This window comes from Rhodopila sp., from assembly GCF_965276935.1.
Lineage (GTDB): Bacteria > Pseudomonadota > Alphaproteobacteria > Acetobacterales > Acetobacteraceae > Rhodopila.
In genome coordinates this window covers 1,861,078-1,883,486 of sequence record NZ_CBDIBS010000004.1, presented here as the reverse complement: position 1 = coordinate 1,883,486, position 22,409 = coordinate 1,861,078, and the positions used below count along the sequence as shown (strand labels likewise).

The window sequence follows — 22,409 nt, the reverse complement described above, 5'->3', positions numbered from 1 at the left end:
AGCAGGCGCACCAATTCGGCCTCCGCGTCATCGATTACGAGATGCCCAGGCACCGCCTCATGTCGTGGAACGTAGCGGTAGCCATACGGGGCACGACCGCCCAAGTAGTGTCCATCGCGCGCCTTCTGCAGCTTGCCGCGGCGGAACCGTTCGCCAAGAACGGCGCGTTCGTATTCGGCGATGGCGCCTTGGATCTGCAACAGCAACTGGTCGTTCGGATCGTCCGAGATCGGGTGCTGCAGGAACGTCACCTGGCAGCCGGCGCGGCGGAACTCTTCAAGCAGCAGAACCTGGTAAGCGTAGCGGCGCGCCAGGCGATCAGGGCTCAGCACGACGATGTGCTCGACGGCGCCGTCTCGGACAGCGTCACGCAGGCCGTCGAGACCAGGTCGGTCGAGCCGTGCCCCGCTGTATCCTTCGTCACGGAAGATATGCGCCTCGGCGAGGTGGTGATCCCCGGCTGCGACCCAGGCGCGCAGCGTGGTGAATTGGCTGTCAATGGTCTGCTGACGTTCCTGGCGCTCGGTTGAGACGCGGGCGTAGAGGGCGATGCGCATGGCGGACTGACCTCTGTATTAGGGATGGGATAAAGGGAGGTGGACGTGTCATCCAGAAGACGGCGGTAGACCTGATCCAGCCGCTCGGGCCCATCCCGTGTGCGGATGGGCACCGAGTGGATCGTCCAGGTCGCCCCCGCCCTGGCGCATGATGGACGCGGCATTGGGCTGGACCTTTGCAGGGACTGGACCCAACCGAATGCACCACATTCTGCTCAGGGAAACCGCGCGTCCCGCCGTCGGCGCCGCAGAGTCGGACCAGCACCGACGAAGGGAACCGAAACAGCACAGCGAACCGCGTCGATTGTGTACGGATCGTGCACCTGCTGCGCAACGCGCTGACCTACGTCGCCTGGCAGGACCGCCGCCAGGTTGTCGCGGCGCTGAAGCCGATCTACCAGGCGCCCATGGCGGATGCCGCGCTGCCGGCGCTGGATGCCTTCGAGGCCGGCCCCTGGGGCGAGAAATACGCCGCCATTGCCCCGCTCTGGCGGCGGCAGTGGGACCAAGTGATCCCGTTCTTCGCCTTTCCGCCCGAGGTGCGGCGGATCATCTACACCACCAACGCGATCGAAAGCCTCAACAGCACCCTGCGCACCGCCGTGCGCAGCCGCGGCCACTTCCCCACCGACGAAGCGGCGATCAAACTGCTGTATCTGGTCTTGCGCCGTGTGAGCAACGATTGGAAGAATGCCTAACGCGAATGGACTGCGGCCATGACGCAGTTCGCCATCATGTTCGGCGACCGGTTCAGCGTCGCGTAGAGGGATCAGTTGAAACCGACCCCTCACACAAGATTTCTGATAGGCGCGAAGGTGGATTAGTTCGAAGCATGCCTCACCATCAATCCCGAGTCAGAAGCGCCATTTCCTCCTAAAGCGAAATCCACCGCTGCCTGCACATGTAGCTCGGTGGTGTCGAATACCGGAAAGCTCGGTAGATCTTCCTGCGCTATCAGCAGGAAGATCTCGGTGCAGCCGAGAATAACCCCTTCCGCGCCGCGCTCGCGCAGTTCACTCACGATGCGCAGATACTCGCGTTTCGAGTCCACCCGCAGCTCGCCGCGCACCAGCTCATTGAAGATGACCCGATCGACGATCTCCATGTCCGCCTGCGTCGGTGCGACGACCTCCACCCCAAATCCTTCTTGATATCGGCCGCGCAACTCCGGTGATTTCATCACGGGCATCGTGCCGAGCAGGCCCACGCGGCTGATCCCGGCCTTGCGGATCGCGTTGCCGGTTGGGTCGGCGATGTGGATAAATGGCGTCTTCCGTTCCGCCATGATCGGCTCCACGACGCGGTGCATGGTGTTTGATACGCAGATCACAAGATCGGCGCCGGCGCGTTCGAGCCGGTCAGCCTTGTTGGTCAGATAGGCGTGCGCCTCGTCCCAGCGGTCGTTGCGAACGAAATACTCGATGTTGCCAAAATTTACCGAGACGATGATGATCTCACCGTTATCCCATCCATCAAGCCGATCATTGAGCTTCTTATTGAGCAAGCGGTAGTACTCGCCGGTAGCCTGGTTGCTCATGCCGCCGAGGACGCCGATTGTCTTTTGCGGCAGCGGGCGGGGCTTTTCAGATTGCATGAATAGACCTCCGAAGTTTGTATGCACACGTGGAAGCGCGACTACCAAGCAGCCGCAAACGCATCTATCGCCAATGAACCGTTTATCAGCACACCGAATACGCTGCGGGCAAGACGCTTGCACGCGTAGCAACGACAGGCGGCGGCTACGGTGTCGACCAGCTTTCCCATTTCCCGATCCTTTTTGAGAAAACCGCCGCCTGCCAACGGCAGCTATCGCCACTTGCCTCCCCGAAACCCGCCTGTCCGTTGACCACCACTCCTCGCCGTCCGGGGATGCCACCTAGCGCTGGTGAACCGTGCCTGTCAGCGCTGAAGGTCACAGGCTCCAGACGGCAATGCGGACACGGTGATTGGCGGACGGGTAAGCGGACAGGCTTATGACTAACCCCATTTTTCGATCGGAGCTTTTTTAGAAGAATCAGGCGTCCGCGTGAGGATGAAAGCGACTGTGCCATGCCGCGCCTCGAACTGACTGGCCGATCGTCTCGACCGAGGAATCTTGCCTTGCAACCTGGCAAAATTTCTGTGTTGAGGTACTACTCGGCGCCGGCAGCACTGGAACCTGGTCGGCGCCGGACGCTGAAGGACGCCCTGAACCGGACATGACATGCCGCGGCTGATCGAGATCGTGCTGTTCCTGACGCCGTTCATCGGCTTCACGGTATGGCGGCTTGTCGTGCCGTCGGACCGCGTGCCGGCCTGGCTGGTCGCCTGCGCGGCCGGCGCGGTCATGCTGATCCTGTTGTTGCTTCTGACGCTGTGGCACTTCGATGCCTCCGACGGTGGCCGCGCCTATATCCCGGCACGGGTGCAGGATGGCCGGGTCATTCCAGGCCACGCGGCAGCCCCATGACCGATACGCCCGCCCTTCGGCTGCAGCCGCCGCCGTTCGCCACGGATGCGGCGCTGACCGCTGTGTGGGATGCCCTGCCACAGGCGCGGGTGGTCGGCGGCGCGGTGCGCGACGCGGTCGCCGGCCGCCCGGTCGCCGATATCGACCTGGCAACCCCGCTGCCGCCGGATGCCGCCACCGCCGCCCTGGTCGCGGCCGGGCTGCGCGTGGTGCCGACCGGGCTGGCGCACGGCACCATTACCGCCGTCGCCGAGGCACGCGGCTTCGAGATCACCACGCTGCGGCACGATGTCGAGACCGACGGGCGGCATGCGGTCGTGGCCTTCACCTCGGACTGGCGGGCGGATGCGTTGCGGCGTGATTTCACCATCAACGCGCTGTCGATGGCACGCGATGGCGCGATATTCGACTATTTCGGCGGTGTCGCCGACCTGCATGATGGCCGCGTGCGCTTCGTCGGCGATGCCGATGCGCGTATCCGGGAAGATTACCTGCGCATCCTGCGCTTCTTCCGCTTCCAGGCGCGTTATGGGCTGGGGTCCCCCGATCCCGGCACAATCGCCGCGCTGCGCGCCGGCGTTCCGGGTCTGGCGCGCCTGTCGGTCGAGCGGATCTGGGGCGAGTTGTCCCGCATCCTCGCGGCGCCGGACCCGGTGGCGGCGATCAGGTTGATGCATGATCTGGGCATCCTGCGAGCGGTGGCGCCGGAGCTGTCCGCGCCTGAACGCCTGGCGGGGCTGCGGGCGGCCGGTGCGCCGCACGATCCGATCCTCCGGCTGGCCGCGATGCTGACCGGCGATGCGCTGTCCTTTGCGGAACGGCTGAAGCTGTCGAATCAGGAGCGTGATCGGCTGGTGCGGCTGGGAAGCGTCCCGTCTCCGGACCCTTCGGCTGATAACGCCGCACTGCGGCGGCTGCTGGCGGATTTCAGCCGGACCGACCTGATCGACCGCACATGGTTGAACGGTGATCCGGCTGGACCTGGCCTGCGGCGGCGGCTGGCGGCGCTGCCAATACCGGTGTTCCCGCTTGAAGGCCGCGACGTGCTGGCGCTCGGCATCGCGCCCGGTCTCCGCGTTGGCGCATTGCTGCGCGACGTGCGCCAATGGTGGCTGGCGGGCGGCTGCGTCGCTGACCATCCGGCGGCGAACGCCGAGCTCGCTCGCCGGGCTTGCACGCCCGGCTGAACCGTCCAACATGAACCTCAACGAGGTGATCTGATGCCAGACGTCGTGATTTATACCCAACCGTGGTGCCCGTTCTGTGAGCGCGCCATTTATACCCTGACCAGGAAGGGCGTCGCCTTCCAGGAGATCAATGCGCCAAGTGGATCGGCGGAACGGGCGGAGTCGAAACGACGCTCCGGACAGACCAGCGTGCCGCAGATCTTCATCGCGGATGAGCACATCGGCGGATGTGACGACATGCTGGCCCTGGATCGGGCCGGAAAGCTCGATCGGTTGCTGGGGTTGGCTTGAAAAGTGTTGGCACTCGGTTACGTTGAGTGCCAGACTTGTGGGTGAAAGATTTGGCACCTGTTGATAGCCAACGGCCTGAGTGGGACCACGAATGATTCATTACCAGTTGCGGTGTAGCCAGGCGCATGGGTTCGACGGTTGGTTTAGCAACAGTGCCGCGTTCGAAACGCAGGCGCTGCGGCGGCTGATTGAATGTCCCGAATGTGGTGACACGGCAATCGACCGCGCGCTGATGGCGCCGGCTGTGGCAAAGCGGCCGGCACTGCCGGCACCGGCCGCACCGCTATCGGCTCCGGTCGCGTCGGACCCGGCACCGCCGGTGGCCGTGCCGGCGACGCCGCCGGAACCGATGGCCGCCGCGCGTCTGCCGGCCCAGATGATGGCCACGCTGCAGCGGATGCGGGCGGCGGTGGAGCAGCACTGCGACTATGTCGGCCCCCGGTTTGCCGACGAAGCACGCAAGATCCACCACGGTGAGGGAGAGCATCGGGCGATCTACGGCGAGACCACCGAGGAACAGGCGGAAAGCCTGGCGGAGGAGGGCATCAGTGTCGCGCGGATCCCTTGGGTGCCACGCGCCGACGGCTAGCAGGTCTGCCAGCGGATTCCGCCCAACGGTGGCTCAAGCCGCACGGTCCATGCGGCTGGTTCCGCAGCGTGATGGCGCGCCCTGTCGGAAAGCGCGCTATCCCCGCCTTTATGCCACCCGCCAGGAACTTTAATCCCCGCAGCAGCGCGGGGGGCGCCAGATCGTCATGCCGATGCAGGTCGGCATCAAGTCTTTTCCATGCTGCCGCAAAGGCTTTGGCGACGCTGCTAACCCGATCTTAAACATTCCAGGCCATCGTGCCGCTTTTCGTGGGAAGGGCGTGGCTATGGCGACGGAACAACTGGCGGCGGCGTGGCGGCTGCTCGGATCAGGCTCCTGGCTGGAAGCGGAGACACAGGCGCGGGCGGCCGTTGCTCTGCAGCCGGACGATCCGCATGTACGGCTGCTCCTCGGCCTCGCCATCGCCGCCATGGGGGAAGCCGAACGCGCCGCGCCCGTGCTGCGGCAGGTCGCCCTCCAGCGCCCGGACACGCCGCACCCTTGTCAGGACCTGGCAGCCCTGAGCCCGGCGCTGCCACGTTCCCTGATCCGCCGCCAATTCCGCGCCTGCCTGCGTCTGTCCCCGGATCATGCTCCCCTCCGGCTGGCCTTCGCTGAATTACTGCTGGAGCACGACTGCCCGGCGGAAGCCGAAGCGGTCTTGGCCGAGGCTTCGGACGGCGCCCGCAAGCACCATCTGATCGGCCTGGCGCAAGCGGAACAGGGGCACTTCCAGTCCGCGATCGCCGGTTTCAGTCGAGCCCTCGAGCATGATCCAGCGGCGGCAAGCTGGTCCAACCTCGGCATGATGCTGAAAATCGAAGGCCGCTTCAACCAGGCGATCGCAGCGCATGACCAGGCGGTCTCGCTGGTTCCCGACAACCCGCAATACAGGGTCAACCGCGCGGTGGCGCTGCTTCAGGCCGGCCGGTGGACGGCTGCGTGGCAGGACTACGAATGGCGGCTGCGACTGGCCGGTGGAGCGTCGGTTGCCCCGGACAAGCTGCTGCCGTCGCTGTCGGAACTTGGCGACCTGACCGGGCTGACGATCATCGCCCTGCATGAGGAAGGCTTTGGCGACACGCTGCAGTTCCTGCGCTATCTGCCGCTGCTGGCCGATCGTGGCGCCCGCGTCGTGGTCCACGTGCCGCCTCCCCTGGCCCGCTTGATGAGCACGGTGCCAGGCGTTGCCGAGGTGGTCACCGATGCCAGCCGGTTGCCGGCGCATGACTTCGTCTGTCCGTTCTTCAGCCTGCCCCGCGCGTTCGGCACGACGGTTCATAGCATCCCGCCGGTGCCACGGCTGGCGCCTGACCCGGCGCTTGCCGCCGCGTGGCTGCCGCGCCTGCCACAAGGTGGCATGCTGGTGGGTCTGGTATGGGCCGGACAGTCGCGCCCCTGGCTGCCGGGATTTGGCACGCTGGATCGGCGGCGCAGCGCTGGCCTGGCGGCGTTCGAGCCACTCGCGGCCGTGCCGGGCGCGCGCTTCATCAGCCTGCAGATGGGTCCGGCCTCTCGGCAGACTCCGCCGCCGGGAATGACGCTGTTCGATCCGATGCCGCAGGTGGCTGATTTCGCCGAGACGGCGGCGATCGTCGCCGCGCTGGATGTCGTGGTCAGTGTCGATACCAGCGTGGTGCATCTGGCCGGGCTGCTGGGCAAGCGGGTCTTCCTGCTGGACCGCTACGACGGGTGCTGGCGGTGGCTGAGCGGGCGGAGCGACAGTCCCTGGTATCCCAACCTGACGATCTTTCGTCAGGAGCAGCCGAACGACTGGTCGGCACCGATCGCGCGCATGGCCGCCTCGTTGGGCGCCATGGCGCTGTTCCACGGCGCGAGCCACGCCGGCACGACAGAGCGTGATCGCCTGAGGCTGACCAGTCAAAAGGCGTGAATCACGCGATCAGACGAAGCGCTAAACTATGATCGGGCGCCGGCGATGATGCAACCTTGAACGATCATGGTCTGGGCGCCGATCTTCCCGCGGTCGCCTTCCGGGCCTGATCCACAATCCGCCGCTTGACGGTCCACGCCATAACTTTCAGACAGGCTGAACAGCCCTATTTCGGGTGGATGGATCACGGCATGAAGCGTTTGCTGCGGGCTTTGGGCGGGGAAGCGGTGTGGCCGCCGCCGGTGTGGCTGATGCGTCAGGCAGGCCGTTATCTGCCGGAGTATCGTGCGGTGCGCGCCGGGGCGCCGGATTTCATCGCCTTGTGCACCACGCCGGAACTGGCGGCCGAGGTCACCTTGCAGCCGATCCGCCGCTATGGCTTCGACGCGGCGATCCTGTTCAGCGATATCCTGATGCTGCCCTGGGCGCTGGGTCATGGCCTTGAATTCAAGGAAGGCGAGGGGCCAGTGCTGCCCAGGCTGCGCGATGCCGCCGCCGTCGCCGCACTGGACCCGGCTCGGGTGGCCCAGCGCGTGGCGCCGATCATGCAAACCGTCCGCCGCGTTCGCGCCGGTCTGCTCAATGAGGGCTTCGCCGACACCACCTTGATCGGTTTCGCCGGCGCGCCCTTCACGGTCGCCTGTTACATGGTGGAAGGCGGCGGATCGAAGGATTTCGCCGCCGTGCGCGGCATGGCGTACAGCCAGCCGGCGCTGTTCCAGCGGCTGATGGATGTGCTGACGGAAGCCTCGATCGAATACCTGTCGGCGCAGGTCCAGGCCGGCGCCGAGGTCCTGATGCTGTTCGATAGTTGGGCCGGCGTGCTGTCGCCGCTGCAGTTCCGCGCGCATGTGATCGGGCCGGTGACCCGCATCGTGGCGGCGTTGAAGCGGCGCCATCCGGCGGTACCGTTGATCGGCTTCCCGCGGCTCGCCGGCGTGATGGTGCGCGACTATGCCGCCACCGGCGTGGATGCGATCGGCATCGACACCGGCAGCGACATCGGCGCCGTGTCAGCAATGCTGCCGGCCCATATGGCGGTGCAGGGCAACCTGGACCCGCTGGCGGTGGTGGCCGGCGGTTCGGCCATGACGCGGGAGGCGGCGTCGGTGCTGGATGCCATGCGGGGCCGGCCGTTCATCTTCAACCTCGGTCACGGGATCGTGCCGCAGACACCGCCCGAGCATGTCGCGGCCCTGCTGGAGTACGTGCGTGCCCAATGAGGCCAGGTCCGAGGCCAGGCGTCACGAGGTTCGGCGCAAGGTTGCGGTCGTCCTGTTCAACCTGGGTGGTCCGGATCGGCCGGAAGCCATCAAGCCGTTCCTGTTGAACCTGTTCAGCGATCCGGCGATCCTGCGGGTGCCGTTCTTCGTGCGCCCGTTGCTGGCGCGGATCATCGCTCGCGCGCGCCTGAAGCCGGCAACCGCGAACTACGACATCCTGGGCGGCCGCTCGCCACTGCTGGAATTGACCCGGCAGCAGGCGGCGGCGCTGGAGGCGGCGCTGCCGGAAATTGACGCCCGATGTTTCATCGCCATGCGCTACTGGCATCCGTTCAGTCTGGAAGCCGCGCGGGCGGTCAAGGCATGGGGCGCGGATGAGGTGGTGCTGCTGCCGCTATATCCGCAATTCTCCACCACCACGACGGGCAGTTCATTGATCGCCTGGCGGCAATCGGCGGCACGCGCCGGGCTGGCGGCGAAGACCACCACGCTGTGCTGCTATCCGGTGGATGGCGCCTATGCGCGGGCGACGGCGGCGCTGGTGCGGGCGGCCTACGACAAGGCGCGACAGGCGCTTGATCCAACGGTCAAGCTGCGGGTGCTGTTCTCGGCGCATGGCCTGCCGGAGGTGATCGTGAAGGGCGGCGATCCATACCAGTGGCAGGTGGAGCAGACGGTGGCTTGCGTCATGGCGGCCTGGGGCGAGCCGGCGGATCATGCGATCTGCTACCAGTCCCGCGCTACGCCGCAGAAATGGATCGATCCAAGCACGGAAACCGAGATCGAGCGGGCGGCGAAGGACAGGACGGCGATACTGGTGGTGCCGATCGCGTTTGTCTCGGAACACAGCGAGACACTGGTTGAGCTGGATGTGGAGTATCGCGACCTGGCAAAGGCACTGGGCGTGCCGGGTTACTTCCGCGTGCCGACGCAGAACAGCGATCCGGACTTCGTCGCCGCCCTGGCCGGGCTGGTGCGGCGGGCGCTGGAGTGTGGGGTCGGATTGTGCAGCGGCGTCGGTGGACGGCTGTGCGCCGCCGGGTTTGGCGGCTGTCCGTTCGGCGCGATCAGCGAGGATTCTCGAACTACCGTCCGGTCAGCAACCGTTCCATCAACTGCTTCACCGTCGGGATGAAACCGTTCGAGTAGAACGGGTCCTTGCCAAAACGGTAGGCATTGTGCCCGCTGAACATCAGGTTCTGCTCCATCGCCTCCGGCTGGTCGCTTTCATGCGCGATGTTCTGCAGCGTCTTCTGAATGCAGAAGCTGCGCGGATCGGCCTTCTTGCCGTTGCTGTAGTCCGGCTCGTGCTGCGCCCAGTTGGAGAAGCGGCAGGAACTCAGGCATCCCATGCAGGCGGTCTGGTCTTCCAGGATCTCCCGCGCCTTGTCCGGTGTCACGAAGATCAGCGTCGCGTCCGGGGTGCGCAATGGCTCGGTAAAGCCTTCCCGCTCCCATCTCAAGGCGCGCTTGCGGTCGGCCTGGGTCAGGTAGACGATGCGCTTGCGCGGGCCGACGCCAAATTCGGCGACGTGCTCGCCAACCGCCTCGGTGGCAAAGGCAACCTGGCGCTCGCTGCGCTCGCGCAGCTCCTGGATGAAGCCGTTGTTCACCGCGCTGCTGTAGAAACCCGTCGGACTGAAGCGATTGAGAAAGACATCGCCCTCCTTCAACGTAAGCAGACGCTGCTTCCAGGCGTCACCGATGGGGCTTTCCTGGGTCAGCAGCGGGCGAGTGCCGAACTGGAAGGCGACCGGACCAAGATCGGGGTTGTCGATCCAACCCTCCCACTCCTCCAGGCACCAGACGCCGCCGGCCATGATGATCGGGGTGTCGTGCAGCCCGAAGTCGCGCATCGTCTTGCGCAGCGCCAGCACACGGGGGAACGGATCCTCCGGCTTGTTGGGATCTTCGCCATTGGACAGGCCGTTATGGCCGCCGGCGAGCCAGGGATCTTCGTAGACCACGCCCCCCAGCAGGCTGGCGGTCTTCGAATAGGCGCGCTTCCACAGCGCGCTGAAGGCGCGTGCCGACGATATGATCGGGTAATAATGGACGTTGAAACGGGCGGCGATGTCGGACAGCCGATACGGCATGCCGGCGCCGCAGGTGATCCCGTTGATCAGGCCCTTCGCCTGCTCCAGCACCTCGGTGATAATGCGTTCGGCGCCGCCCATTTCCCACAGGATGTTCGCATGAATACGGCCCTTGCCGCCGGTCAGGTCCCACGCGCGCCGCGCCTGGGTCAACGCACCTCGTACCGCATAAGCGACCAGCTCCTCATGCCGCTCACGCCGCGTGCGACCGTGGTAGAGTTGCGCGATGACGCGTCCGTTCTCATCGAAGCTGTCGGCGTTGACGGCGCTGAAGGTGCCGACGCCGCCCGCCAGCGCCCAGTTGCCGGCGGAGATCCCGTTCGAGATCGCAACGCCCTTGCCACCTTCCACCAGCGGAAGAACATCACCTCCGCCCATCCGTATCGCGTTGATCGCTCGCATCGCCGCGTATCCCTTGAAAGGCCATCCCCTGTCGGCCCAATTTGCTGGAGTGTCAGGCGGGTCGCCGTGACCCGCCACTTCTGACATCGTGAGGCACCACTCATATGGCGCGGTCTCACGAATGCAAAAGCGTCCACTGCTTTACGAGTAAGCCGAACCACTGGACCAGCGGCCCGGCTTATCCCGCGCCGGTCAGTCGCCCAAGGCAGGCTGCTCCGCCCCCTCGGCACCCTGGGACCGATCGAAGCCCTGACGCTCCCGCCCACGCTCCGGGCGGTCGCCGCGTTCCGGACGGTCGCCGCGCTGCGGCCTGGCACCGACCTGCTCGGTGATGTCGGCACCGGTTGCCTGATCGACAACCCGCATCGACAGTTTCACCTTGCCGCGCTCGTCGAAGCCGATGACCTTGACCTTCACCGCATCACCGTTGTTGACCACATCCGTGGTCTTGGCGACACGGCCGGGCGCCAGCTCGCTGATGTGCACCAGCCCGTCCTTCGACCCCAGGAAGTTCACGAAGGCGCCGAAATCGGCGGTCTTCACCACCTTGCCATTATAGATCACGCCGATCTCGGGCTCCGCGACGATGCCGCGGATCCAGTCGATTGCCTTTTGCGCCTGCTCGGTATCGGTCGCGGCGATCTTGATCGTGCCGTCGTCGTCGATGTCGATCTTGCACTTGGTCTGCTCGACAATCTCGCGGATCACCTTGCCGCCGGTGCCGATGATCTCGCGGATCTTCTCCTTCGGCACGCTGATCATGGTAATGCGCGGCGCGGTGGTCGCCACGTCGCCGCGGGCGTTGGTCAGCGCCTTGGCCATCTCGTTCAGGATATGCAGCCGGCCGTCCTTCGCCTGCTCCAGCGCGATCTTCATGATGTCGGGCGTGATGGAGGTGATCTTGATGTCCATCTGCAGGCTGGTCACGCCGGCCTCGGTTCCCGCTACCTTGAAGTCCATGTCGCCCAGGTGGTCTTCGTCACCCAGGATGTCGGACAGCACGGCGAAGGCATGGTCCTCCTTGATCAGCCCCATGGCGATACCGGCCACCGGGCGCTTCAGCGGCACGCCGGCATCCATCAGCGCCAGCGACGTCCCGCACACCGTCGCCATTGAGGACGATCCGTTGGACTCGGTGATCTCCGACACCACGCGCATGGTGTACGGGAACTTTTCTTTTAATGGCAGCAGCGGGTGGATTGCCCGCCAGGCGAGCTTGCCATGGCCGACTTCCCGCCGGCCTGGGGAGCCCATCCGTCCCGCCTCGCCCACCGAATACGGGGGGAAATTGTAGTGCAGCATGAAATTCTCGCGGTACTCGCCCATCAGGGCGTCCACCACCTGTTCGTCCTGGCCGGTGCCCAGGGTGGCGACGCAGAAGGCCTGGGTCTCGCCGCGGGTGAACAGGGCGGAGCCATGCGCGCGCGGCAGGATGCCGACCTCGGCGATGATCGGGCGCACCGTGCGGGTGTCGCGGCCATCGATGCGCAGGCCGGTGTTCAGGACGGCATTGCGGACGACATCGGCCTCCAGGTCCTTCAGCAGGCCCTTGGCCTTCTCCGGGTCCAGCCCTTCGGCGGCCAGCGCGATGGCGGCGGCCTTCTTGGCAATCCCTACCTTCTCATACCGCGCCTGCTTCACCTTCTCCTGATACGCCTCGGTGATCGCCTCCCGGCCCAGCGCGTCGACACGGGCTTTCAGCGCGAGGTCATCGACGCTGGGCTCGGTTAGCGGCCAGGGTTCCTTGGCGGCGTGTTCGGCCAGTTCGATGATCGCGTTGATTACCGGCTGGAACGCGGTATGCCCAAAGGTCACCGCGCCGAGCATGATCTCCTCGGACAGTTCCTGGGCTTCGGATTCTACCATCAGCACGCCTTCGGCGGTGCCGGCGAGCACCAGTTCAAGCTGGCTGGTCTTCATCTGGTCGGCGGTCGGGTTCAGGATGTACTGGCCATCCTGGTAGCCGACGCGGGCGGCGGCGATCGGGCCGAAGAACGGGATACCGGACAGGGTCAGCGCGGCGGAGCAGCCGACCATGGAGACGATGTCGGGATCGTTCTCGTTGTCGTAGCTGAGCACCGTCGCGACGATCTGCACCTCATTGCGGAAACCGTCCGGGAACAGCGGGCGGATCGGGCGGTCGATCAGGCGACTTTTCAGCACCTCGGCCTCGCTCGGCCGGCCTTCGCGCTTGAAGAAGCCGCCCGGGATCTTGCCGGCGGCGAAGGCTTTTTCCTGGTAGTTGACGGTCAGCGGGAAAAAATCCTGGCCCGGCTTGGCGGTCTTCACGCCAACAACGGTGCATAGCACGATGGTCTCACCGTACGAGACCATGACGGCGCCGTCGGCCTGACGGGCGATCTTGCCGGTTTCCAGGATCAGCTTGCGGCCGCCCCAGTCGAGTTCCTTGCGGAAGTAATTGAACATTCAGTCGTCCTTCGAATGCGTGGCACCGGCGGACAATAAGACAGCTCTCTTCTGCATTCCCTGCCGTGACGGGTGGCGGCGTCTCGGGTAACACGGAGCGCGTGCTGCTGGCCGTTGAAAGGGTCGCAGCCGCGGCCATGTGGCCGGAAACGCCGTCGCTTGTCCCGCGCCGTTTCAGGGCGTGCCGGAGAGGCGATCCGATGTCCACCGCCTGACGCGGTGTTGCGGGGGTGCAACCTGCCCCCGCTCAGGCCGTCCTAAGCTGATAGACCGGCTGGAGATAGCGATCAAACCGGCGCATGACTACCTTTATCTGTCACTTCGTGCGAGACGATGAAAGGGGTCCGGTTGCTCCGCATGTCGAAGGCGATCCCTAGCAGCCGCTACCAGGCCGGCGAACATGCTGCAAGACTGCCTGGATCGGGCAACATCCGGCCTGTTCACGCCAGCAAGGCGCAGCCGTGGTGGATGGCCACGTTGGACCCAGGCGTGGACGTCCACTTCGGACCCTGTCCGGCCGGGACGTGCTCCCGCGGCACCGGCCACTGCCGACCAGGCAAAGCGAGCTGCGCACCGTCGCGCGCCCACGCCGCTGCAACGCCGGGCAGGCATCCGGTGCAGGCGGCCGGTGCAGGCGGCCGTGATGACAAACATGGTTCGTTGGAGTGGTCTCCGATCACGTTGCGCCACTTCGTCATGGCCTGCGCTTTTCCATCGGACGAGCCGGACCATGACGGGTTGAAGGTGAAGCGATCTGATGAAAAATCGTTCTAATGGCCTATGTAGGAAATATTTCTTGCAGTGTCCTACAACTTCCGGTAGAACCCAAACGACCTATCCGGAACCAGCCGCCATGACCGAGACCACCAGCCGCACCCAACCCGCGACCGGAACCACACCGCCGGTTCGCCCGATGGACATCCTGCTGAACCTCGTCGTCACCCTGCTGACGCCGATGTTCCTGATCGACAGCGGCGGCGACCTCACCTTCGCCCGCATGGCGGCGCTGGAGACGGTGAACAGCTATAGCGCGCGCGACCCGATGGAACTGATCACCATCGCGCGGATCATCGGCTTCGGCCTCGCCGCGCTGGGCTCACTTGCCCTGTCCATGGCCGATGACACGCCGCCGCTGATGATGCTGCGCTGGCGCTGCAACGCCAACGCGCTGAACCGCTCCGCCGAACAGAGCCGCCGCGCCCTGCAAGCCAGCCGCTTGGCCGCCACGGAATGTGCTGGCACGGAATATGCCCATACGGCCGGAGGCAATGCGGCACACCCAGGCGCGACTTGGGCCGAAGTTGCGCCGGACGCCGATCAGGCGCGCTATGAGGCGCAGGTGCTGGCCGATCTGGCACAGACCCAGCAGCGCGTCGCCGAAGCCAAGGCCCGGCAGGCGGCTTCAGACCAGGCCGCGCAAGCCGTCGCCGCCGCGCCGCCGGTCCCAGTGGCGGCGCCGGCCCTAGTGGCAGCGCCGGATCAGGCAACGCCGTCCTCGCTACCGGCCGCCGCGCCGGTTGCTGCCACGCTGCCCCTGCCAACCCCGGCGCCGGCGCCCGCCATGACCGCCCCCGCCATGACCGCCCCCGCCATGACCGCCCCCGCCATGACCGCCGAGGAACGCTACCGCGCCGTCTTCGCTACGGCGATGGCGGAGGTGGCGGCGGAATTCACCGCCGAACTCGATGATCTGTCGCCGCACCAGCGCAAGGAGGCCATGGTGCAGGCCGCGGCGCTCAGCAGCAGCGCCAATGAACTGCTGTCAGGGCCATCCATGCCGTGGCCGCCTTGCGCCACACCACCGTCGAACCCGGTGGAGTAGTCCATCGGACAGACCCTCAAGCCGCCGCCTTTCGCGGTTTCGGCCATCGCGCCGCCACCAGCGGCAGCACCTCCTCGACCAGCCGCCTGGTCTGCGTCAGCATGTCCGCGTCCCCCTGCGCCACCGGCCGCAGGATGAACTTGGACGCGCCGGCGTCGACATAGGCGCTCAGCCGTCGCGCGATCACCTCGGCGTCGCCCATCGCGAACAGGTCGCCGGCGTCGCGCCCGGTGCGCGCCCGGTAGCGCTCCATCACCTTCTCCACGCCCGGATCGTCCGGTCCGCCGAAGCGGAAGGCGAAGGCCGCGCCGTAATGGTCCTCGTCGATGCTCCGTCCGGTTTCTGTCAGCGCCGCCTTGATCCCGGTGATCACCGCGCCCACCGCCTCCGGCGTCTCCGCCCCGGCCTGCCAGCCGCTGCCCAGCCTGGCGGTCCGCCGGATCGCGGCCTCGGACGCTCCGCCGATCCACATCGGCAGATCCGGCTGCACCGGCAGCGGTGCGATCGACGCGCCGGTCAGCCGGAAATGCCTGCCCGCGTAATCCAGCGCCTCGCCGGCCCACAGCCGGCTGATGATCTCCAGCGCCTCGTCGGTCTTGCGTCCGCGGGTAGTGCTGTCCAGGTGCATCGCCGTCCACTCCGCGCCGCGCGGGCTGCCGATGCCGAAGCCGGGCAGCAGCCGCCCGCCCGACAGCACATCGATGGTGGCGCACTGCTTGGCCAGCAGCACCGGCTCGCGCATCGCGACGGAAACGACGTTGACCCCGAACTTGACCCGCCTTGTCCGTCCCGCCACGGCGGCCAGCATCGTCATGCTTTCCAGGAACGGCGTGCGACTGACCAGCCGGTCGGTCTGCCAGATCGAGTCGATGCCGCCCTGCTCGCACAGGTCGACCCAGCGCCAGAACCCGTCCACGCTGTCGAACGGGTATTCCATGATCCCGACCCCGACCGCGATGTTGCGCGCCATCTCCGTCGCCTCCGGCTGTTCAGGCGGATGGTCTATCGAATCACGACCGCAGGCAATGCGGTTCGCTAAGGCTGGGCCGTTCGCTCAGGCTGGGCGGTTGGCTCAGGCTGCCCGAGACCCGGCGTTCCACGCCTCCAGCCAGATCGGCACGGCCGCCAGCGGCAGCGGGCGCGCCGCCAGGAAACCCTGCGCCTCATCCGCGCCCAGGGCGAGCATCCGTGCCCAGGTCTCCTCGGTTTCCACACCCTCGGCGACCACTGTTAGCCCGTGCTGCTTCGCCTGCGCGATCGTCGTCGCCACGAACCGCTCGGTCTCGGGCGAGACGATCGCCCGCATCACCAGGTCCTTGTCCAGCTTCAGGCTGGTGAACGGCAGTTCCAGCAGTGGCGCCAGCCGCGGCACCGCTGGTCCGACGTCATCGATTGCGATGCCGTAGCCCAGGCCGCGCAGATGCTCCAGCGAACGCCGCAAGGTCACGACATTCGCGACCGGCTTGCTCTCGGTCAGCTCGACGATGATCCGGCTGGCCGGGATGCCGGCAGCGACCCGCTGTGCTTCCAGCCGGTCCAGCGCGGCCGGCCGCAGCAGCACATCCAGCGGAAAGTTCACCGAGATGCGCAGCCCGCTGCCGGCCAAGTCAGGACCGAGCAGGTCGGCGAGCACGCGGCCCGAGACCAGCTCGGTCAACTGGCCAGCGAGCCCGGCATCCTCGATCTGCGGCACGAACTGGCTCGGCAGCAGCACGCCCGCCACCGGGTGACTGAGCCGAACCAGCGCTTCCAGGCCGATCGGGTGGCGATCGGACATGCGGATGATGGGTTGATAGCGGGGCTCGATCATCGTGCCGTCAAGTGCGGCCCGCAGTTCCGACAGGCCGAGGTCGGATCGGATCCTCGGCGGCGTGGTCATCAAGGCTTCCCGCACCGCCCGTGTCTCCGCCGCCGGGATCACCCGGACATGCGGTTGCTCGTTCATCATGGTGCCAAGCATCAGCATGTCCGTCTCGGGGCCGGCGATTTCGCTCGCCAGGTCGGCCAGCGCCTTCAGCAGGCCATCCGCGGCATCGCCGTCCACCAGAACATGCGAGTAATGCGGCGATTGGCGAGCCAGGCGAGCCAGGGCATCCCGCGCGCCGCAGGTGGCGACGTTGCCGCCACCAATCTCCCGCGTCGCGGAGCGCACGGCATGGTCCCAACTGGCACTTCGGCTGACCAGCAACAAGTTCAGGTCCGGCGGGGAGAACCGGTCCGATCCCGCCAACCCGCCGCCCTGCGGCACCACACCTCTGCAAGCTTCTCCGGTCATGACCTCTTCCATACCAGGAAGGCGCGTCCGTCCGATAAAACTGTGCGAGAGGAATCCCGGGAATTGGATGAAGACTGCAACCCCATGTTGCAGATTTCCAAGGGAACCATACCATTGCAGGCCGCCTCCACGCAGCAGGTCAGCGGGAAGACGGCTGGCGTTCAGCCGAACTGGAACGTCGCCTTGCGCTTTTCCACGAACGCGGCCATGCCTTCCTTCTGGTCCGGCGTGCCGAACAGCGACAGGAACAGGGCTCGCTCGTGCCGCACGCCTTCCGCCAAGGTGGTCTCGAAGGCCCGGTTGACCGCCTGCTTGGCGAACTGCACCGCGACCGGCGACAGATTGGCGATGCGCTCCGCGATCTTCATCACCTCCGGCAACAACTGGTCCGCCGGAAACACGCGGGAGACCAGGTTGGCCCGCTCGGCTTCCGCCGCGTCCATCATGCGGGCGGTCAGCACCATGTCCATCGCCTTGGACTTGCCGACCGCGCGGGTCAGCCGCTGGGTGCCGCCGGCGCCGGGAATGACGCCCAGGTTGATCTCCGGCTGGCCAAATTTGGCGGTATCGGCGGCGAAGATCATGTCGCACATCATCGCCAGCTCGCAGCCGCCGCCCAGCGCGAAGCCGGCCACCGCGGCGATCACCGGCTTCTTGACGCGCAGCACCGACTCCCAGCCGGCGCCGATGAAATCCTCCACCATGGCGGCGGGATTGCTGCGCTCGCGCATCTCCTTGATGTCGGCGCCGGCGGCGAAGGCGCGGTCGCTGCCGGTGAGGACGATGGCGCCGATCGCGCGGTCGGCGTCGAATTCCTGCAACTGCTGGCCGATTTCGCGCACCAGCGCGTCGCACAGCGCGTTCAGCGCGGCGGGGCGGTTCAGCCGGATCAGGCCGACCCGGCCCTGGGTTTCGACAATAATGTTTTCATACGTGGCCATGCTGCGGTCCTTCTGGCGGCGGCGGTTTCGCCGCCTGTGGCGCGACCATACCAGACGCGTCCCGGCACGGAAGGGTGCCGCCCGCCGGACCACCGTTCGCCGCAATCCTTCACTGCGACCCATCGCTGGGCTCTACCGCTGCGTGCGGGGACAATAGAATGTGCTGCGGCCGGACTGCACGATACGCCGGACGCCGTCGCAGGCGGGCGCGCCGGGACAGCCGGGGCATGGTTCGCCCTCGCGGCCATAGACTTTCCAGGCGTGCTGGAAATATCCCAGTGCCCCATCCGGCTGGACGTAATCCCGCAAGGACGACCCACCGGCGGCGATCGCATCTTGCAGCGTCTGCTTGATCGCCGGCACCAGCCGCTTCGCCCGCGCGCCGGGCACGCTGCGGGCCAGCCGCTGCGGCGAGATGCCGGCGCGGAACAGCGCCTCGGACACATAGATGTTGCCCAGGCCCGCCACCACTTTCTGGTCCAGCAGCGCCGCCTTGATCGGCGCGTGCTTGCCCGCCAACGCCGCCGTCAGCACCGCGATGGAAAACGCCTCGTCAAGCGGTTCGGGGCCAAGTCCGGCCAGCAGCCGGTGCGCGTCCTCCCGCGTCGTCTCCACCAGGTCGACCGAGCCGAACCGGCGTGGATCGACAAAGCCGACCCGCCAGCCGTCGTCGGTTTCCAGTTCTAGGTGCTCGTGCAGCGTGACGCTGTTGACGCCGCCGGCCGCGGTGACAGGCGTCAGCACCATCCGCCCGGACATGCCCAGGTGCAGCAGCACCGACCAGCCGCTGTCCAGCCGCATCAGGATATACTTGCCGCGCCGCCGGAACCCCGCCACCCGCGCGCCGACCAGACGCTCTGCCAAACCCGCCGGCAGCGGCCAGCGCAGGTCGGGCCGGCGCGCCACCGCGCGCCGCAGCACGCGACCTTCCAGCCGCACCTGCAGGCCGCGCATCACGGTCTCGACTTCGGGGAGTTCCGGCATATATCGTATTCAGGCTATAGATTCGGTGCATGAGCGACAATCCCGCGACAGCCCCCAGCGGCACAGCCCCCAGTGGCACAACCCCCAGTGGCACCGTCGACTTCGGCTTCCGGTCGGTCGACCGGGCAGAGAAAGCCGGTCTGGTGCACGCCGTGTTCGACAGCGTGGCACCGAATTACGATCGCATGAACGACCTGATGTCGCTGGGCATCCACCGCGTCTGGAAACGGATCCTCGTCAACGACCTGCGGCCCAGGCCGCGCGACACGCTGCTGGACCTTGCCGGCGGCACCGGCGACATCAGCTTTGGCTGGCTGAAACGCGGCGGCGGTCCGGTGCTGCTGACCGACATCAACAACGCCATGCTGTCGGTGGGGCGGGACCGCGCGCTGCAACGCGGCTTCGCCGATCAGGTCAGCCTGGTCGTGGCGGACGCCGAGAAGCTGCCGCTGCCGGACCGCTGCGTCGACCGCGTCTCCATCGCCTTCGGCCTGCGCAACTGCACCGACAAGCCCGCCGTGCTGCGCGAGGCGCGCCGGGTGCTGAAACCTGGCGGCCGGTTCCTGTGCCTGGAGTTCTCCCAGGTCACCGTCGTCGCGCTGGGACCGCTGTATGACGCCTGGTCCTTCAAGGTGCTGCCCCGGATCGGCCGCATCGTCGCCAAGGACGCGGACAGCTACCGCTATCTGGCCGAAAGCATCCGGACCTTTCCCAACCAGGAAACACTGGCGGCGATGTTGCGGCAGGCTGGCTTGGCGCGTGTCGCCGTCCGCAACCTTTCGGGCGGCATCGCCGCGATCCACGGCGGCTGGCGGCTGTGAGCATCGCCACCTCCCCGGACAGCCCCGCTTCGGACGCTGCTCCCCTGGACGTCGCCTCCCTGGACGTCGCCTCCCTGAGGGGCGCCGCACTGCACGGCAAGCGCGTCCTGCTGATCATCGCCGGCGGGATCGCGGCCTTCAAGGCGCTGGAACTGATCCGGCTGCTGCGGCGCCAGGGCTGCGGGGTCACCTGCGTGCTGACTGACAACGGCGGCCGCTTCGTCACCCCGCTGTCGCTGCAGGCGCTGAGCGAGTCGAAGGTCTATGCCGACCTGTTCTCGCTGACCGACGAGTCGGAGATGGGGCACATCCAGCTTTCCCGCGCCGCCGACCTGCTGGTGGTGGCGCCGGCCAGCGCCAACATCCTGGCGAAGATGGCGGCCGGCCTGTGCGACGACCTGGCCTCCACCGTCCTGCTGGCGACCGACAAGCCGGTGCTGGTGGCGCCGGCGATGAACGTGCGGATGTGGCTGCATCCGGCGAGCCTGGCCAACATGGCGACCCTGACCGGCCGCGGCGTCCACGTCGTCGGGCCGGACGAAGGGGCGATGGCCTGCAATGAATTCGGCCCCGGACGCCTCGCCGAACCGCCGGTCATTCTGCAGGCGATCGAGGCGCTGCTGGCCCCCGAGCCGCGTCCGGCGGCGCATTCCGTGGCTCGCCCCCATTCCGTGGCTCGCCCCCATTCTGTGGCCCGCCCCTTGGCTGGGCGGCACGCCCTGGTCACCAGCGGCCCGACGCACGAGCCGATTGATCCGGTGCGCTACATCGCCAACCGCTCCTCCGGCCGGCAGGGCCATGCGATCGCCGCCGCCCTGGCGGAGCTGGGCGCGCGGGTGACGCTGGTCAGCGGCCCGGTCAGCGTGCCCGACCCGCCGGGTGTTACGGTCCGCCGGGTGGAGACCGCGCGGGAGATGCTGGACGCCTGCCAGTCCGCCCTGCCAGCCGATATCGCCTTGTTCGCCGCCGCCGTCGCCGACTGGCGCGTCGAGCAGGCCGCTTCCGGCAAGATCAAGAAGCAGCCCGGCGCCGCCGCGCCGGCGCTGACCCTGGTGCCCAATCCGGACATCCTGGCTACCATCGCCGCCCCGGGCCCACGTCGCCCCCGACTGGTGATCGGCTTCGCGGCCGAGACCGACGACGTGATGCGTAATGCTCAGGCCAAGCTGGGACGCAAGAACGCCGACTGGATTGTCGCCAACGACGTCTCACCCGCCACCGGCATCATGGGCGGCGAGGAAAACCGCGTTCACATCGTCGCCGCCGGCGGGATCGAGGACTGGCCGCGTCTGGCCAAGCACGATGTCGCCCGCCGGCTGGCCGCCCGCATCGCGGAGGCGCTGCGCTGACGGATACGTCCCCTTCCGGCCAGCCCGTTTCCAGCCGCCCGCCTGCCGGCCGGTCCGCCTGCGGTCAGGCCGCTGTCGGTCGGCCATCCTGGCTGATCCGCCGCCTGGTACGCAGCGACTTGGCGGACCTCCGGCCGCTGCGGCTGCAGGCGTTGCGGGCGCATCCTGAAGCGTTCGGTATTTCGTTCGAGGAAGAGCAAGCGGAAGATACCGGACGCCTGATCGCCGAACCGCCCGGGATGATGCTTGGCGGCTTCGTGGCGGGCCGGCTTGTCGGTTGCGCCGCCGTGCTGGTCCCCAGCCGGATCAAGCAGCGCCACAAGGGGCATGTGGTCAGCGTCTATGTCGCCTCCGATAGCCGCCGGACCGGCCTTGCACGGGCGCTGATGGAGGCACTGATCAGGCACGCCCGGTGCATCGGCCTGCTGAGCCTGACCTTGTCCGTGACGGTCGGCAACGAGTCGGCCCGCCAGCTTTACCTGCGTGCCGGTTTTCGATCCTGTGGCGTGGAGCCGGCAAGCCTGCGGATCGGCGCGGACCTGTTTGATGAGGAACTGATGGTGCTGACGCTGTCCAACCCAGCGGCTGATGCGGATGCCCCCCGCGATCATCCTTATTGATGAAGTGACCCAGGATTAGACCATGATCGATTGCGATTGCATCAGCGCCGGTGTCCGATCATGGTTAACGCCTTGTCAGGTCGCGTGATTGACGCCTTCTGACTGGGTCAGCCTCAGGCGATCACGCTTCTGTAACGGGCCTTCGTGTGTCAATCCCTTTCAAGTGTGGTTTCCTCAAGTTCTCTGCCTTTTTGCCAGTTTTCTGGTTCGGCTGATGCGCCGTTTTCCCGTCCCGGCCTACAGCGTCCCTCGGCGTCGTGTGGCGCCGCGGTTAAGGATGGCCGCAAGCCACCGGCGCAGCCGGCGCGCCGCGTCCTTAAGGGCGGCGCCACACGACGCCAGCCTCGGGTCAGCCGGGCGACGTCGGCCGGCCCTGCGTCTTCGCGCTTGGAGCCTTATCCCCTCGCCGGTGTCGCGCTTCTGTCCGGGGTCGGCGCCTGGCCGCCGCCTGATGGCGTCTGATGAGGAGCGGCCGGCCAATC

Annotated in this window: 18 protein-coding genes and 2 pseudogenes; 12 read left to right on the top strand and 8 right to left on the bottom strand. The window is 66.9% G+C overall.

The window, feature by feature from the left end; all coding sequences use genetic code 11:
• Nucleotides 1-167 precede the first annotated feature (167 nt).
• A pseudogene (locus tag ACQY4S_RS25095) lies at nucleotides 168-557 on the bottom strand (recombinase family protein); the annotation flags it as partial.
• 314 nt (nucleotides 558-871) lie between these two features.
• Here ACQY4S_RS25095 and ACQY4S_RS25090 point away from each other — a divergent pair.
• Nucleotides 872-1,321: pseudogene (locus ACQY4S_RS25090) on the top strand (transposase); the annotation flags it as partial.
• Between the two features lie 56 nt (nucleotides 1,322-1,377).
• Here the strand turns inward: ACQY4S_RS25090 and ACQY4S_RS25085 are convergent.
• Complete coding sequence (locus tag ACQY4S_RS25085; protein ID WP_428487906.1) at nucleotides 1,378-2,151, bottom strand: aspartate/glutamate racemase family protein; 774 nt, start codon at nucleotides 2,149-2,151, stop codon at nucleotides 1,378-1,380.
• Between the two features lie 609 nt (nucleotides 2,152-2,760).
• On the opposite strand from ACQY4S_RS25085, the gene ACQY4S_RS25080 reads away from it, so the two are divergent.
• The 7 genes from ACQY4S_RS25080 to hemH all read left to right on the top strand — a co-directional run bounded on the left by ACQY4S_RS25080 (nucleotide 2,761) and on the right by hemH (nucleotide 9,325).
• Nucleotides 2,761-3,006: a DUF6111 family protein gene (locus ACQY4S_RS25080; RefSeq protein ID WP_428487905.1), complete on the top strand. Its 246-nt coding sequence runs from the start codon at nucleotides 2,761-2,763 to the stop codon at nucleotides 3,004-3,006.
• Nucleotides 3,003-4,193 (top strand): CCA tRNA nucleotidyltransferase, encoded by a 1,191-nt coding sequence (locus tag ACQY4S_RS25075; protein ID WP_428487904.1) that lies wholly within the window; start codon nucleotides 3,003-3,005, stop codon nucleotides 4,191-4,193. The genes ACQY4S_RS25080 and ACQY4S_RS25075 overlap by 4 nt, the downstream gene beginning before the upstream one ends.
• A gap of 33 nt (nucleotides 4,194-4,226) precedes the next feature.
• Entirely contained in the window at nucleotides 4,227-4,484 is a 258-nt protein-coding gene (gene grxC / locus ACQY4S_RS25070) for a glutaredoxin 3 (RefSeq protein WP_428487903.1), read from the top strand.
• 91 nt (nucleotides 4,485-4,575) lie between these two features.
• On the top strand, nucleotides 4,576-5,073 hold the full coding sequence (locus ACQY4S_RS25065; RefSeq protein WP_428487902.1) for a DUF1178 family protein: 498 nt from the start codon (nucleotides 4,576-4,578) through the stop codon (nucleotides 5,071-5,073).
• 286 nt (nucleotides 5,074-5,359) lie between these two features.
• A complete protein-coding gene (locus ACQY4S_RS25060; protein WP_428487901.1) occupies nucleotides 5,360-6,967 on the top strand; it encodes a tetratricopeptide repeat protein in 1,608 nt (535 codons plus the stop codon).
• A 191-nt stretch (nucleotides 6,968-7,158) separates the two neighbouring features.
• Complete coding sequence (gene hemE / locus ACQY4S_RS25055; RefSeq protein WP_428487900.1) at nucleotides 7,159-8,190, top strand: uroporphyrinogen decarboxylase; 1,032 nt, start codon at nucleotides 7,159-7,161, stop codon at nucleotides 8,188-8,190.
• A complete protein-coding gene (gene hemH, locus ACQY4S_RS25050; RefSeq protein WP_428487899.1) occupies nucleotides 8,180-9,325 on the top strand; it encodes a ferrochelatase in 1,146 nt (381 codons plus the stop codon). Before hemE ends, hemH begins: the two co-directional genes overlap by 11 nt.
• On the opposite strand, the gene ACQY4S_RS25045 is transcribed toward hemH, so the two are convergent.
• Together ACQY4S_RS25045 and pnp are read right to left on the bottom strand one after the other, a co-directional pair.
• Nucleotides 9,276-10,688 carry an NAD(P)H-dependent flavin oxidoreductase gene (locus ACQY4S_RS25045; RefSeq protein ID WP_428487898.1) on the bottom strand — a complete coding sequence of 471 codons (1,413 nt, stop codon included), beginning with the start codon at nucleotides 10,686-10,688 and terminating at the stop codon, nucleotides 9,276-9,278. The genes hemH and ACQY4S_RS25045 overlap by 50 nt on opposite strands.
• Before the next feature lie 192 nt (nucleotides 10,689-10,880).
• The gene (gene pnp / locus ACQY4S_RS25040) at nucleotides 10,881-13,115 is read right to left on the bottom strand and encodes a polyribonucleotide nucleotidyltransferase (protein ID WP_428487897.1); all 2,235 of its coding nucleotides are present in this window, start codon (nucleotides 13,113-13,115) and stop codon (nucleotides 10,881-10,883) included.
• A gap of 853 nt (nucleotides 13,116-13,968) precedes the next feature.
• Here pnp and ACQY4S_RS25035 point away from each other — a divergent pair.
• Nucleotides 13,969-14,937 carry a hypothetical protein gene (locus tag ACQY4S_RS25035; RefSeq protein WP_428487896.1) on the top strand — a complete coding sequence of 323 codons (969 nt, stop codon included), beginning with the start codon at nucleotides 13,969-13,971 and terminating at the stop codon, nucleotides 14,935-14,937.
• A 16-nt stretch (nucleotides 14,938-14,953) separates the two neighbouring features.
• Here the strand turns inward: ACQY4S_RS25035 and ACQY4S_RS25030 are convergent, their stop codons facing one another.
• From ACQY4S_RS25030 to mutM, 4 genes are all read right to left on the bottom strand, one after another.
• Nucleotides 14,954-15,907, bottom strand: a complete 954-nt coding sequence (locus ACQY4S_RS25030) for an LLM class flavin-dependent oxidoreductase (RefSeq protein WP_428487895.1) — start codon at nucleotides 15,905-15,907, stop codon at nucleotides 14,954-14,956.
• A gap of 102 nt (nucleotides 15,908-16,009) precedes the next feature.
• Entirely contained in the window at nucleotides 16,010-17,212 is a 1,203-nt protein-coding gene (locus tag ACQY4S_RS25025; protein WP_428487894.1) for an EAL domain-containing protein, read from the bottom strand.
• A gap of 161 nt (nucleotides 17,213-17,373) precedes the next feature.
• Nucleotides 17,374-18,153 carry an enoyl-CoA hydratase gene (locus tag ACQY4S_RS25020; RefSeq protein ID WP_428487893.1) on the bottom strand — a complete coding sequence of 260 codons (780 nt, stop codon included), beginning with the start codon at nucleotides 18,151-18,153 and terminating at the stop codon, nucleotides 17,374-17,376.
• Between the two features lie 132 nt (nucleotides 18,154-18,285).
• The gene (mutM, locus tag ACQY4S_RS25015; RefSeq protein WP_428487892.1) at nucleotides 18,286-19,137 is read right to left on the bottom strand and encodes a bifunctional DNA-formamidopyrimidine glycosylase/DNA-(apurinic or apyrimidinic site) lyase; all 852 of its coding nucleotides are present in this window, start codon (nucleotides 19,135-19,137) and stop codon (nucleotides 18,286-18,288) included.
• 29 nt (nucleotides 19,138-19,166) lie between these two features.
• Here mutM and ACQY4S_RS25010 point away from each other — a divergent pair, with 29 nt between their 5' ends.
• The 3 genes from ACQY4S_RS25010 to ACQY4S_RS25000 all read left to right on the top strand — a co-directional run bounded on the left by ACQY4S_RS25010 (nucleotide 19,167) and on the right by ACQY4S_RS25000 (nucleotide 21,927).
• Nucleotides 19,167-19,958 carry a class I SAM-dependent methyltransferase gene (locus tag ACQY4S_RS25010; protein WP_428487891.1) on the top strand — a complete coding sequence of 264 codons (792 nt, stop codon included), beginning with the start codon at nucleotides 19,167-19,169 and terminating at the stop codon, nucleotides 19,956-19,958.
• 74 nt (nucleotides 19,959-20,032) lie between these two features.
• Nucleotides 20,033-21,307, top strand: coding sequence for a bifunctional phosphopantothenoylcysteine decarboxylase/phosphopantothenate synthase (locus tag ACQY4S_RS25005; protein WP_428488496.1), 1,275 nt, complete (start codon nucleotides 20,033-20,035; stop codon nucleotides 21,305-21,307).
• Nucleotides 21,238-21,927: an N-acetyltransferase family protein gene (locus ACQY4S_RS25000; RefSeq protein WP_428488495.1), complete on the top strand. Its 690-nt coding sequence runs from the start codon at nucleotides 21,238-21,240 to the stop codon at nucleotides 21,925-21,927. Before ACQY4S_RS25005 ends, ACQY4S_RS25000 begins: the two co-directional genes overlap by 70 nt.
• The last annotated feature ends 482 nt before the right edge of the window (nucleotides 21,928-22,409 follow it).

Bases quoted from the DNA above. Each gene is read 5' to 3' on its own strand.
- ACQY4S_RS25085 (WP_428487906.1), bottom strand. From the start codon at position 2,151: ATGCAATCTGAAAAGCCCCGCCCGCTGCCGCAAAAGACAATCGGCGTC.
- ACQY4S_RS25080 (WP_428487905.1), top strand. From the start codon at position 2,761: ATGCCGCGGCTGATCGAGATCGTGCTGTTCCTGACGCCGTTCATCGGC.
- ACQY4S_RS25075 (WP_428487904.1), top strand. From the start codon at position 3,003: ATGACCGATACGCCCGCCCTTCGGCTGCAGCCGCCGCCGTTCGCCACG.
- grxC (WP_428487903.1), top strand. From the start codon at position 4,227: ATGCCAGACGTCGTGATTTATACCCAACCGTGGTGCCCGTTCTGTGAG.
- ACQY4S_RS25065 (WP_428487902.1), top strand. From the start codon at position 4,576: ATGATTCATTACCAGTTGCGGTGTAGCCAGGCGCATGGGTTCGACGGT.
- ACQY4S_RS25060 (WP_428487901.1), top strand. From the start codon at position 5,360: ATGGCGACGGAACAACTGGCGGCGGCGTGGCGGCTGCTCGGATCAGGC.
- hemE (WP_428487900.1), top strand. From the start codon at position 7,159: ATGAAGCGTTTGCTGCGGGCTTTGGGCGGGGAAGCGGTGTGGCCGCCG.
- ACQY4S_RS25045 (WP_428487898.1), bottom strand. From the start codon at position 10,688: ATGCGAGCGATCAACGCGATACGGATGGGCGGAGGTGATGTTCTTCCG.
- pnp (WP_428487897.1), bottom strand. From the start codon at position 13,115: ATGTTCAATTACTTCCGCAAGGAACTCGACTGGGGCGGCCGCAAGCTG.
- ACQY4S_RS25035 (WP_428487896.1), top strand. From the start codon at position 13,969: ATGACCGAGACCACCAGCCGCACCCAACCCGCGACCGGAACCACACCG.
- ACQY4S_RS25030 (WP_428487895.1), bottom strand. From the start codon at position 15,907: ATGGCGCGCAACATCGCGGTCGGGGTCGGGATCATGGAATACCCGTTC.
- ACQY4S_RS25025 (WP_428487894.1), bottom strand. From the start codon at position 17,212: ATGACCGGAGAAGCTTGCAGAGGTGTGGTGCCGCAGGGCGGCGGGTTG.
- ACQY4S_RS25020 (WP_428487893.1), bottom strand. From the start codon at position 18,153: ATGGCCACGTATGAAAACATTATTGTCGAAACCCAGGGCCGGGTCGGC.
- mutM (WP_428487892.1), bottom strand. From the start codon at position 19,137: ATGCCGGAACTCCCCGAAGTCGAGACCGTGATGCGCGGCCTGCAGGTG.
- ACQY4S_RS25010 (WP_428487891.1), top strand. From the start codon at position 19,167: ATGAGCGACAATCCCGCGACAGCCCCCAGCGGCACAGCCCCCAGTGGC.